The 13564-nt window shown below is 35.5% G+C and carries 7 protein-coding genes and 1 tRNA gene; 4 read left to right on the forward strand and 4 right to left on the reverse strand.

Features of this window, described 5'->3' with window-relative positions:
* Positions 1 to 816: 816 nt before the first annotated feature.
* Positions 817 to 890, reverse strand: a tRNA-Arg gene (locus E4T88_RS12785).
* A gap of 222 nt (positions 891 to 1112) precedes the next feature.
* Here E4T88_RS12785 and E4T88_RS12790 point away from each other — a divergent pair.
* The 4 genes from E4T88_RS12790 to E4T88_RS12805 all read left to right on the forward strand — a co-directional run bounded on the left by E4T88_RS12790 (position 1113) and on the right by E4T88_RS12805 (position 5199).
* Positions 1113 to 1493 carry a VOC family protein gene (locus E4T88_RS12790; protein ID WP_135106024.1) on the forward strand — a complete coding sequence of 127 codons (381 nt, stop codon included), beginning with the start codon at positions 1113 to 1115 and terminating at the stop codon, positions 1491 to 1493.
* A gap of 107 nt (positions 1494 to 1600) precedes the next feature.
* Positions 1601 to 2944 (forward strand): hemolysin family protein, encoded by a 1344-nt coding sequence (locus E4T88_RS12795; protein WP_135106026.1) that lies wholly within the window; start codon positions 1601 to 1603, stop codon positions 2942 to 2944.
* Between the two features lie 13 nt (positions 2945 to 2957).
* Entirely contained in the window at positions 2958 to 4088 is a 1131-nt protein-coding gene (gene tgt / locus E4T88_RS12800; protein ID WP_135106028.1) for a tRNA guanosine(34) transglycosylase Tgt, read from the forward strand.
* A gap of 13 nt (positions 4089 to 4101) precedes the next feature.
* Positions 4102 to 5199 carry an LptF/LptG family permease gene (locus E4T88_RS12805; protein WP_135106030.1) on the forward strand — a complete coding sequence of 366 codons (1098 nt, stop codon included), beginning with the start codon at positions 4102 to 4104 and terminating at the stop codon, positions 5197 to 5199.
* Positions 5200 to 5526: 327 nt separating this feature from the next.
* Here E4T88_RS12805 and E4T88_RS12810 read toward each other — a convergent pair whose 3' ends face one another.
* The 3 genes from E4T88_RS12810 to E4T88_RS12820 all read right to left on the reverse strand — a co-directional run bounded on the left by E4T88_RS12810 (position 5527) and on the right by E4T88_RS12820 (position 13550).
* Positions 5527 to 11184 (reverse strand): cadherin-like domain-containing protein, encoded by a 5658-nt coding sequence (locus E4T88_RS12810; protein ID WP_135106032.1) that lies wholly within the window; start codon positions 11182 to 11184, stop codon positions 5527 to 5529.
* A 116-nt stretch (positions 11185 to 11300) separates the two neighbouring features.
* The gene (locus E4T88_RS12815; RefSeq protein ID WP_135106034.1) at positions 11301 to 12239 is read right to left on the reverse strand and encodes a fimbrial protein; all 939 of its coding nucleotides are present in this window, start codon (positions 12237 to 12239) and stop codon (positions 11301 to 11303) included.
* A 12-nt stretch (positions 12240 to 12251) separates the two neighbouring features.
* Entirely contained in the window at positions 12252 to 13550 is a 1299-nt protein-coding gene (locus E4T88_RS12820) for a fimbrial protein (protein WP_135106036.1), read from the reverse strand.
* Positions 13551 to 13564: the final 14 nt, after the last annotated feature.

Here is a 13564-nt window from a genome sequence, read left to right on the forward strand (position 1 = left end):
TTTTTGCATATATAATTCTATCCCGTATAAAAACTTCAATACCCTATATTCTCTTCCGAATACTTTCCCAAGCGGCGGTTGAAAATAAATGGGATGACAACAAATATTAAAGACAAACAAATTAAAGACAAACAAGTGGTTACCCCGTTTTATAGGGTATTGAAACTTTTGTATGGATATATATAGTTCGTGTAAATGTCTGGAGTGGAAAAGAAACATTATGCTATAATTTATTTTTCTAAAGTTTGCTATCTCATTGATTTTTCTTTAATCAACAAATGTAATGTATAGAGCAAAGGCAAAAATTTATCGTATAGGGTATATCTCCTGTTAAGAGATATTTAATTAATTACAAAATTAGAAAATAAATTGAATTTAAGTAATTAAAAGACATAAAAAAGAAAAAGGCATAATCTGCAATATGTTCATAAATTTAATTTAGATAGATCCACGAATATATATAATACACGTTATCAGCATATTACACATTAAAGTATATCTCTTAACAGGAGATATTTTTTTTTGTTTATTCTTATCTTATTTATAATTAGACTGTTGATGTCTTCTGTGACAGATCTATTTAATGATACAAAATAAATTTGGTTTGTTGTTTGCGAACATGTCTCATCTCTTTTTCTCTTGTTATTTATGTCTTCAATATATAGTATCGCTTGTGCTATTTAGGTAGTTTAATAAATCAAGCGTAAAAGTTTGCAATAAAATGTTGTAATAAATCTCTGGTGTATACTCACTATAGTCTTCTAAAAAAACAGCTATACATCTTGTGATATATAGCTATTTATAATTGCTGTATTGTGATCCCGAAGCGATTCGAACGCTTGACCCACAGCTTAGAAGGCTGTTGCTCTATCCAGCTGAGCTACGGGACCTCACCTTTTGCTTTTAAGCGAGTGCAAAGATAGTACTTTTTATAAAAAGAAAAAGATTTTATTTCAAAAGTTTTCAATTTTTAGTGCTTCAATAAATTAGATGTATGTAAATCAAATCTTTATAATAATCTATATGTAAAAGATTATCAAAAGACAAGAGATAAAGTCAACCGTTTATTTTATTCATATTATATTTGTATTCTTATTAAAAGAAAAAGAATTATGGAAATAAAAGGAAGATTTGATCATTTCAATATAAATGTAACAGATTTGGATAAAAGCATCAGTTTTTATAAAAAAGCATTGGGCTTGAACGAAATAAGGCGTAAAGAGGCTTCAGACGGATCTTTTACTCTTGTATATTTGGGAGATGGTGTTAGCCCTTTTTCTTTAGAATTAACATGGCTGAGAGACCATCCTCAAGCTTATGAATTGGGAGAAAATGAAAGCCACTTATGTATAAGAGTAGATGGTGATTATGATAAAATCAGAGAATATCACAAAGAGATGGGGTGTGTTTGTTACGAAAATCATAGTATGGGACTTTATTTTATAAACGACCCCGATGATTATTGGATTGAAGTTTTACCTATCAATAGATGATATATTTCCAACAATTTATTAATACTAATTGATATTGATTTATTCGTTTTTGTTAAACAAATATACATTTATATTATCTTTGTAGCTATTACCATTCATATAAAAATATGGACATTGTCATATCGATACTAATTACACTTTTATTTGTTTTTCTTAATGGTTTTTTTGTTGCAGCCGAATTTGCAATTGTCAAAGTAAGATCTTCTCAACTGGAACTGAAAGCTCAGGCAGGTAGTCGTACTGCAATCCTGTCAAAGCGTATAGTTTCACACCTTGATGCATATCTTGCAGCTACTCAGTTTGGTATTACTATTGCCAGCTTGGCTTTAGGGTGGATTGGAGAGCCTGTCGTTTCTAAAATAATAAAAGAATTAATAGGGCTATTCGGATTGGAACTTGCACCGAATATTCTTTCTACTATTTCTCTTATTACGGCATTTGTTATTATTACTGTACTCCACATTGTTTTAGGCGAATTAGCTCCTAAATCGTTGGCAATACAGCGTTCGGAACAGACAACATTGGCTGTAGCATATCCTTTGCATGCTTTTTATTGGCTGTGTCGCCCATTTATATGGATGCTAAATGGTATTGCCAATTTTATACTGAAACTAGTCGGACTACATACTGTTTCGGAGCAAGAAGTGTATAGTAGTGACGAGCTGCGCTATCTTGTTGATCAGGCTAAGGAAAGCGGAAATGTAGATAGTGCCGAATTTGATATTATTCAAAATGCATTTGATTTTTCAGAACGGACAGCACGTCAGATAATGGTTCCTCGTACTCAAGTTGTGGCTATTGATGCTAACGATTATGATGAGAAAACGCTGGAATTTGTAATAGAAGAAGGATATTCCCGCATTCCATGTTATGAAGATAATATAGATAACACGATTGGTGTTGTTCATCTAAAAGATATATTGAAAAAAATGCGGATAAATGGAACTGTAGATATACGTTCTATTATTCGTCCTGTTTCATTTACTCCTGAGACTAAAAGGATTGGTCAATTACTGAAAGAATTTCAAGTAAAGCATCAGCAAATAGCAATGGTGCTTAACGAATATGGTGGGGTAGAAGGGGTAATTACGATGGAGGATATTCTCGAAGAATTGGTAGGTGAGATTCAAGATGAGTATGACAATGAAATTCCTTTTGTAGAACAAACCGGAGATAATACATATTCTGTAATTGCTACGGCAGCTATATCCGATATTAATGATGAATTACCACATCCTATCGATAAAGATAAGCAATACGATACATTGGCCGGCTATTTAATAGATAAGTTTGGTCGTATTCCTAATACTCACGACAAGCTTGAAGCCGAGGACTATCAGTTTACTGTAGTAAAGAAAAATAAGGCTTCGATAGTTTTAGTGCAACTCAAAGATCTGGCTCAAGATGAAGAATCTGAAGATACAGAACAAGCCAGAACATCTCAGATTTGAATAAAAAAATAGAATGGATTTTGAACTTCAATATACCGATGATCAGTCTAGTGCTCGCGCAGGGTTGATAACGACAGATCATGGACAAATAGAGACTCCTATATTTATGCCCGTGGGGACGCAAGGTGCTGTAAAGGCCGTCCATATGACTGAGCTTGAGAATGATATACAGGCACAAATAATTTTAGGGAATACGTACCATCTGTATTTACGTCCGGGGTTAGATATTTTACAACAAGCAGGAGGCTTACATAAATTTAATAGTTGGAATAAGCCTATTTTGACCGATAGTGGGGGATTTCAGGTTTTTTCTTTGGCTCATAATAGAAAGCTTACTGAAGAAGGTGCCATTTTTCGCTCTCATATCGATGGTTCTAAACATGTATTTACTCCTGAATACGTAATGGATATCGAACGTACTATCGGCGCTGATATAATGATGGCATTCGATGAATGTACACCTGGCGATGCAGATTATACTTATGCAAAAAAATCGCTAGACCTTACAGAACGATGGCTTGATAGATGCATAAAACGTTTTAATGAAACCGAATGTGAATACGGTTATAAACAAGCATTATTTCCTATTGTACAGGGATGTGTATATCCTGATTTACGCAGACGAGCTGCAGAGAATGTAGCTTCTAAAGGTGCGGACGGGAATGCTATTGGAGGGTTAGCTGTTGGAGAGCCTACAGAGAAGATGTACGAAATGATAGAGGTTGTAAATGAGATTTTACCAAAGGATAAACCTCGTTATCTGATGGGGGTCGGTACACCGGCCAATATTCTCGAAGCGATAGAACGTGGAGTAGATATGTTTGACTGTATAATGCCCACACGTAATGGACGTAATGGACAATTATTTACTCGCAATGGGATTATGAATATGCGAAATCAGAAATGGGCTAAAGATTTTTCTGCAATAGAAGAAAATGGAGCTTCATTTGTTGATACTTTGTACACAAAAGCATATCTTCGTCACTTATTTATAACGAATGAAATTCTAGCATTACAGATCGCTTCTATACATAATCTGGCTTTTTATTTATGGCTTGTCAAAGAAGCCCGTCAGCATATAATAGCAGGTGATTTTTTGAGCTGGAAAAGAATGATGATTGAGAATGTTTCAAGACGTTTGTGATTAACTGAATAGAATGAAAATACTATCAATACTTGATAAGTACATAATAAAGAAATTTTTGGGAACATACATATTCTCAATTATTCTTATTATTTCTATATCCGTAGTGTTTGATATAAACGAACGACTTGATAAGTTTTTAAGTAATAATGCTCCCTTAAAAGCGATCATATTCGACTACTACATGAATTTTGTACCGTATTACACTAATCTTTTCAGTGCTTTATTTGTGTTTATTGCGGTAATATTTTTTACGTCCAAACTTGCTGATAATTCTGAGGTCATAGCAATGTTATCAAATGGGATGAGTTTCAAACGATTGATGAAGCCCTATATGATTTCTGCAGGTATTATCGCAGTAGGATCATTCATTCTAAGTAGTTTTATAATTCCACCAGCCAACGAAACCCGTATAAAATTTCAGAACAAATATATAAAGGATAAAAGTGTCGATTATGCAAGTCGTATACAAATGCAGGTAGATAAAGGAGTTATTCTTTATATCGAACGTTTTGATAATAAAACACGACTAGGGTATAATCTTTCTTTAGATAAATTTGAAGGCAAGGAACTAAAATCGAGACTGGTTGCAAGCAGAATAGAATATGATACAGCATATCACTGGGTTCTTAATAATTATTCTATACGCGAATTTCATGGTATGAAAGAAAAAATCACAACCGGGACTCGGATAGATACCACACTGAATGTTATACCGAGTGATTTTCTTGTGTCTGTAAATGACTTTGAGCAAATGTCAACGCCTAAGTTGTATTCGTATATACAGCGACAAAAGGCCAAAGGATTGGCTAATGTCGGAGGGGTAAGTATTACTCAATTCGAAATAGAATTCCATAAGCGATTCGCATCAGTATTTTCAGCATTTATACTCACCATAATAGGCGCATCATTATCTGCTCGGAAAATGAAGGGTGGAATGGGGCTTAATATTGGAATCGGATTAGGGTTGAGTGTAACCTATATTATGTTTCAGACGGTAAGCTCTTCTTTTGCTGTTTCAGGTACAATGCCCCCAATGCTGGCTGTATGGATACCTAATATTGTATTTATGTTTATAGCTGCATACTTATATTCTAAGGCTCCTAATTAATATCTGCATTCTTTCTTCTTTGTAGACTATACAAATAACTGAATCTTATCCAAGTTTATTTTATTTAGCTTCTCTGTCATTTGTAATAAGTGATTGGAGCTTATGGTATATTACAAAATATTCGATGAATTACCTTGTAAGTAAAGGTCAAATATCGCTCAGCACTGAATCTCTAATTATTAATAATAAAAATAGAACCTACGAATCTCACGACTCATAGGTTCTCAAAAACTTTTACAAAACTACACTACTATCTTGGTTGATAGTATATTTTAAGAATGTCTCTTTCTTTATTTTCCGTTTTAATCAGAATTATTACCCCAGCTTTTATTTCATAAATATCCGGCTAGTCTTTTTTACTGTCTGTTTATTATCTGCTACTTTAACTATATAAATGCTGTTTTGAATAAAGTAACCGTCAGTGAAGCTTTCGGAGCTATATTTCTTAACGTTTTTACTAAATATTTTTTTACCGTTCAGATCATATACAATAGCCAGACAGTCGACTTCAGACATATTGGTCACTACGATAACATTGTTATTTACCGTAATATTGATTAATGCTGAACCTTCATCATCGTCAGTTAGTACAGAGTTACTGGAAACAATATCGAAGCGATTTTTATCTAAACTACTTTTTCCATTAATCGCATATTCTCCATTATTAACAATAGGATATATGTGTCCTGTTGTTAAATCTCGAAGGTATAGTTTACGATTTTCTATATCCGGAGTAACAGATAAGTTTAATGTATAATTTTCATTTATTGAAGTTTTTACATCAAAAGCTGTACCTGTTATTTGTGGTACTGTTGCTATTTGGAACTTCTCTTTATTTGTACCTGATACGTAAATCTGAGTCAAACCATTTTCTAGTAACTTGTATCCATCCCAACCATTATCAAATCCGTTTGTAGTTGCCGGATTTTCGAACAACCATACGCGGTCGGCCGATGAATCACCTATTACATCCATAATAATATGAGGATAAGCTTCGCTATTGCTACTTTTTAATGAACGCCATGCTGATTGATTAATCAATTCGTTCTTTCCTAATTTAGCGTATTTCAAAGTTATCGAACCGGATGTTTTAGCGTTCAACATGAATGTATGCATCGATAAGATCCTATCAGGTAAAGTTGCTTGACCAGCCAAGCTGAATGGTACAGCTTGATATTGTCCTCCGCTAATACCGGTAGCAGTAGATCCATTTAGCTTACGCCATTGGTCACGAGTTCCGGTATTGAATAAGTATACAGTTTCTTCTTCCAATAGTCCGGTGCCAAAAGTAATTGCATCTGTTGAGATTGGGATTGCTGCTGTATATGAGTTACCGATCAAATTCATGCCTGAATAATTCACATTCGATGTTTTTGTTAATGGCACAATCGCATCACCTACATTTAGTGTACCTGTGAAATTATATATTTTGTCAGGTAAAGAAGTAGCACTATTGGTCATTTCATAGCCCTTGAATGCTTTTAATTGAGTATCCGGGCTATATGGTGCAGGACGCCATTTGTCTCCGCTGTAAGGCTCTACCCATTGGTTTACAGTTTCTACTCCGGTAGAAGGAAATTCAGAGCTATTTACCGGTATCCCGAAATATTGCCATTGTCTCTTATAGTAACCACAAGTAGAACATTCGTATGCTTTGTTATAGAATTCGACAGTAGCATTTACTGCTAAGTTCGTTGCTGGATTGGTAAAAATAAGTGTGCCTGTAGCTTCATCCGGAGATGTTTTTACGATTATAGTCCCTTTATCAGAGTTACTGTCATTGACGGTTCCGTTTATCGTCAATTGATTTTGGGGCGTTACTACGAGGTTCATATCGGAGTTATTGGTAAGATCTCCAATAATTCGGTCTTTATCTAAATACAGATCATTAACAGCTGCTCCCGCACCATTTCCACTTCCTGAAGATCCGTTATTGGAAACGGTTGCAAATTCAATATTTTCTCCCGATACAGGAACATAGTTGGCTGTCCAGTTATTTTCTTTTGCCCAATCTGTATCAACTGTACCGTGCCAGTAATTACGTATATTTACTACAATATAAACAGTTGCACGGTCACATGCCTGAGGTGTACCATTATCGCATATTTCATATATAAAACTGTCTGTTCCCTTAAATCCGTCATTGGCAACATAAGAAAATGTTCCGTTTGCATTTAAAGTAAGAGTACCATTGGAAGTACTGCTCACAGGAGTTGTATTTACGACTTGTTCATTTCCTTCGGGATCGAAATCATTATCCAGGACATTCCCGTTTAATGTTTTTTTCCCATCAATGTAGAAAACATCGTCGCGTGCAAAAGTATAATTTACTTGACCACTTTGGTCTGATATTACTGTTATAGTCACTGTAGCCTGATCACAAGTTACAGGATCACCATTATCACATACTTCATAAACGAAAGAATCTTGACCTACAAAATCGGTATTAGGAGTATATGTATATGTTCCGTCTTCAGCTATTGTAACCGAACCATTAGTAGGAGAAGTTATCAGAGTTGTATTAACAATCATATTATTACCATCAGGATCAAAATCATTGGTTAGTACATTGCCCGAAACACTTCTGTTTTTTCTGGTAACGGCCTCGTCGTCATTCGCTATGATGTTATTATTTATTGTTGGATCTGCTTTTTGAATTACTTTGATTGTTACTGTCGCTTGGTCACATGCTTGAGGAACACCATTGTCACACACTGTATATGTAAAGCTATCTTCTCCTACGAAATCATTCTTTGGAGTATACAAATAACTTCCATTAGCATTTAGTATAACGTTTCCACCTTTAGTAGTAGTTATTGATCCATTATTGGTCACAGTCTGTGAGTTTCCTTCCGGATCAAAGTCATTGGTCAATACATTACCACCAACAGATGTATTCTTATACGTTATATTAATATCATCAATTGCATAAGTTGTATTTGGAGATACTGGTTCTGGATTTACGTGAATGTATACAGTCGCTTTGTCACAAGCTACGGGAGTGCCATTATCGCATACTTCATATACGAAACTGTCTGTTCCTGTAAATCCATTATTTGGAGTATAAGTAAACGTACCATCAATATTTAGAACTAAAGATCCATGAACCGGAGCATTAACTGGAGTAGTGTTTACTATCTGGTTATCGCCTTCGGGATCAAAATCATTCAGTAATACGTTTCCATTTACTGTTTTATTTACTTCACTATAATATGCATCATCATTTGCATAGGTATGATTTGTCTTATCACTTTTTGGTAATACAGTAATTGTTACTGTTGCTCTGTCGCATGTTGCAGGGTCACCATCATCACATACTTCATATACAAAAGTATCTACACCTTTAAAGCCAGCATCTGGAGTATAGACGTATGTTCCGTCTGATGATATTGTAACTGTACCATGTGAAGGAGGGGTTGTCGGGGTTGTATTTATAATTAGATTATCTCCGTCAGGGTCAAAGTCATTCGTTAGAAGATTCCCGGATACAGGCTTATCTTGTTCGGTAACACCTGTGTCGTCATTTGCTACAACATTGTTATTAATCGATGGGTCTCGTTCTGGAATAACATTGATTGTAATTGTTGCTGTTGCACATGCTTTAAGAGGTGCAGGAACATCATCACATACAGTATAAGTAAAAGAATCGGTTCCGATAAAATCATTAGCAGGGGTATATGTATAAGTGCCATTTGCATTTATTGCAATTGTTCCACCGTTTACTGTTGTGAAAGAACCTGTAGAAGTAACGGTCTGGGTATGTCCTTCCAAATCGAAATCATTGGTCAATAGATTTCCGCTGATTGATTTGTTTTCTTGTGTTACATTAATATCATTAACAGCATTCGTTGTATTCGTTGGATTTATCGTAACTGTTGAAATGTTGTTGCTTAGATCTGGATCTGATTCTTTTGTCTGCGGATATCCTTCTGCTGTATTATTATATATACCCGATTTGAGTACCTTCGCTTTAATAGTTAATACTCTTTCGTTTTTGCTTAGATCAAGTGCATCATATGGTATATCATATACAGTCCATATTCCGATAATTGGATCATAGGTCGTTTGTTGTTGATTCCAAACTTCGGGATCATTACTTCCTATAGGTGAAGGTGTAACAGTTGAGCCCATAGAGGCTGTATGACTTACATATTCATACCCCGAAGGTAATAAATCGTCTACCGTTATATTCTGAGAATACATCATACCTTTGTTGGCTACTTTGATCGTGAAAGTAACCTCACTTCCTATGGCCGGCGTAGAGTTGCTAACTGTTTTGACGACTTCTATATCAGACTTATCCCAGTTGAATGTAAAATTCAACTCCATCGTTTCCATCCATGACCCTGCATAAACATTAAATGTATTTTCATTCCCAATACCATTATTTCCACTAGCCCACCAGATATTCGCAGGGCTATCAGCCCCCGTAGTATTTATAGCCGGAGATTGTACATTATTATTAGCAAAAGTGCCGGATTGATTAGCTGGAACTGTAAACCAATTGGTATTTCTGTTACCGGGACCCCCTGTGTAAACTTTACTATGATCCCAATACAGTTTAACCGTGGCTTTATTCATATCTACCGGTCTGATGTTTTTCATTGTTATCCCAAGACTTTGTTCCATATCGTAGACAGGGAAATGGACCGGAAAGAAATTTGCTGATGTGAATAGCTTAATAACAGTCCCTGCCGGAACAATGTTGCCATTATCATCTTTCCCATCCCAATACACATCATAGGTTCCTGCATCATTAAAGTATCTGAAAAGGCGAACATCACCAGTAGAGTAACTTCCTGAGCCATCAATGTCTACTAGGATATCCAGAATTCCGGGAGTATCCACATATACGATAAAATATGCTTCTCCACCTGTAGCATCCGCTTTTCTTCCAAATCTTACGTCTGTAGTTGCAACCGGACCTCGTGAAGTTTTCCAAATAGATTCATCCGGTTCTGCAACAAATAAAGGATATTGATAGCGATTGGATGTTCCTTTAATAGACTTGCGGTTTTCTTCAATATTGGGTTCTCCATTCCCTAATTTCTCGTTTAGTGGTCCGGAGTCATTAGCAAAAAATACGACATAACCCGCATTCGATTTTCCAAAATTGACATACTTAATATAATAATCGTCTGTTTGTGCAGAATATGTATTATCTACGGGTACATAGAATCCAAAATCATCGTGAAACGAAGAACTATTTGTTTGACCGGCTGTAGTAGGAAGGCCACTATAAATACTCCAATACCTACAATATACACGGCCTGGACGCTTGGTCGTTCCGGAGGCAACCGTAACATCCCAATCGGTAATTTCCCAACCAGTGTTACCCGGACTAGCCATTTCTACCCAAAAAGCTCTATCCTGACCGGTATTGTTTGTAAATTGACCACCTGCGTTCGTATTGGTAGCACTTGCGGTTCCTGTGGTAGGATAACCTCCCGACGTTAAAGCAGAGGGGCCGAGAAAAGCTTGAGCCTGTGTCAGACTTGTATTGGTACTCGTTCTTCCTTGTAAATTACTATTAGCTGTTGTAACTGCCGTTTGTCCTGAACCTGAAAGTCCTGAAGGGAAAAATGTATTATATCCTGTCGATGAGTTATCATAATACCAAGTAAAATTGCTGGTGGTCGAACTCTTAAAGCTAAAGTAGACAGTTTCACCCGCTTTTACATAAACATAGAAGCGGTGATTCGTATCATAATTCGTAGTTGCACTAGGCCTCATCATGCTTCCGCGAGTATCGTAGCCTGTATTTCCTGCAGTATTTCCGGGAACATACAACGAACTTAGACGACTTACTGTTGCAGAGCCTTTCCAGTTACCGGAACCTTCAGCATGAATATATGATACAGATATTGTAAAAAACAATAATAGAAATAATAGATAAAGGTTTGATCTTTTATGATGAGTAAAAAAGTATCTTTCAACTTTCAAACTTTGATTCGGATAAACCTGAGTATGGTATTTTTTATTCATAATTCAAATAATTAACAGACTTATTGGATCGTATCCCTGATGTTTTATATTCAGCTTTTAACCAATCTATCATTAATTTACTTTTGTGGCTATATTGCAAACCTTCGTATTAATTTTTAAATTTCCACATCATATACATACCAGTGATTACGCTCAATCTTCGATGGCAGTAACAATTTATATGTTTCATCACCAAATTCAGGAGGAGGTAATGGACCCGTAGCCTGATATGGTAATTTTATCTCTATGGCACTACTTGCATTATCTCTTTCATTTATATAAGTGATTAATGTCAAGTTTGTAACATTTCCTTGATCTAAAGTATAGGATGAAACTGAGCCAGTTGCACTCCAAGCTGTCCAGTCATTGGAGCTTACAAGATTATCTGTTTTTGTAGATGGTTTAAATACATACGTATTTTTATCGAAATCAATGTATTTGTAACTATATTGAGCTTTGCTGTCTACTACAGGAGTACTATAATGCTGCGCAGAAAGTTTTACATTCAGTTGAACTTTTGCTAGGGCCCTAACTAATGATACATTATTGAGTTGATAGTTCGTATTGAAATCATGAGTCTTATTTCCGGACATTAACAATGGGGTTGTAATGTTCGCAGACCATGGGTTATTTACTGTTTGCCAAATAGCTTGTAGGTCTTCTATAGCTGATACTCCATCAAGGCTTGTTTTAATTGTAGAGCAATTTGCTACTATATATACATTTCTATTACCAGCCTCAGCCTGTGTGAGATTCAATGAGACTTTCTTTGTGCTACTATTCCAAGACCCTCCGGTAAATGTTACTCCTGAAATATAATATTTAATTAACGTCTGAGAACTTGTAGTCGGGAAAAGGAATACATATAAATCATTTACAGTCTGCTCTTCTTCCGTTCCATCACTTTCGGCTTTCGTTATATTTTTAATGTAATTATTTACACTTAAAGACAATTCTATATTATTGTTATCGAATCCTGGTTCCGGCGTCTCTTCATTTGAACAAGCAACAAAGAAAAGGCTCAGAAAGAATGTTACATATATTATTTTTTTCATAGTCTTTATCTTTTATTTGCTAAAAGTTTTTACCAATGCATCGTTGTAATACACCTGAAGGTATGATCCATCTCCCACGCTAGGAATAGTGCTTAGGGTATATCCTACAGATGCAGTAGGATCAAAATTATTAAACGATTTTTCGGTCGTATTATCAGAAAATTTGAATGGTGCGACTGTCTTCAGCACAATGTCATGCGGAGCACAAGCTTCTATTGTATTGCTTATTGTTATTTTTCCGTCCTCATCAATTCCTACATTGTAGCCATATCCCATATAAGTTGCGCTCTGCTTGATCTTCCATGGATCTATACTATAAATGATCTCGATTGTTTGTAATTTTTTTATACTAAAAAAATAATGATGATTACGGTAAATATTATAATCTGGTTTTTCTGTTTGATTTCCTGTGGCAAAAGACAAATAATCGCTCTCAGCTATGGTACCGTCATATGTTATGATCGGAATTTCGTATAACGTACCGTTCAATGTTTCAATAACAAAGTAATTGACAGGCTTATGAGAACTTGCAGACCAGCTAGGAGCTGACATCAGAGCCTCCGGCATGTAATATATAAACGAATTATCTACCTTTTTTAAAGGTTTATCTTCGTAATAAATCGGTACGATTGGTGTTAACGGAGATTGTAGACTAAATTGTCGGTAAGCATTTTTATAATATATGCTTTTTACGCCCAAATTAGTTGTAGAACCGTCTATTTTTACCTCTAGTCTTGCTAGTACTCGAATAAGTTTTACTCTGTCTTCGCCATTAGGACGAAAGGGTAGGGGTGAGTAAATATTTCCGCCTTGAGTAATGGTCTGATTCTTGTATATTCGAGACATTGGGAACCCTTTTGTTTCAGTAGCATTTAGATATAAGTCTGTGTCTAAATCTCTAAAGGTATTCATATATGATTCCATAGCAGACCGCGTGGTTATGCTTTTTAAGGCTGCTATGGGCATATTAGCTACAAAATAAAAATCACGTTGACCGGGCCCCGGATTCAGTTGTACAATAAAAGACTTGTCTTTTTCTGAAATAGGAATATTTTCATCAAAGTATTCACCCACCTTTGTACCGCTAGATGAATCGAAGACCAGCATAGCCAAGTCATGAACCCGGTCTTCATACTCTACATCATCTGCATTCAAAGTCTCTAATCCTTCTGCCTGGGCTTTAGTTACCGAGAGATAAACTACCGGCTCGGATTGCGGGTTCTTTTGATCATCATAAATTAGAGAATCACAACCTGCAAATGATAATGAAAGTCCTAAAAGCGATATATATATTAAGTATAATCTTGTCATAATCATATAGATTA

This window comes from Dysgonomonas mossii (assembly GCF_004569505.1).
Taxonomy (GTDB): Bacteria; Bacteroidota; Bacteroidia; order Bacteroidales; family Dysgonomonadaceae; genus Dysgonomonas.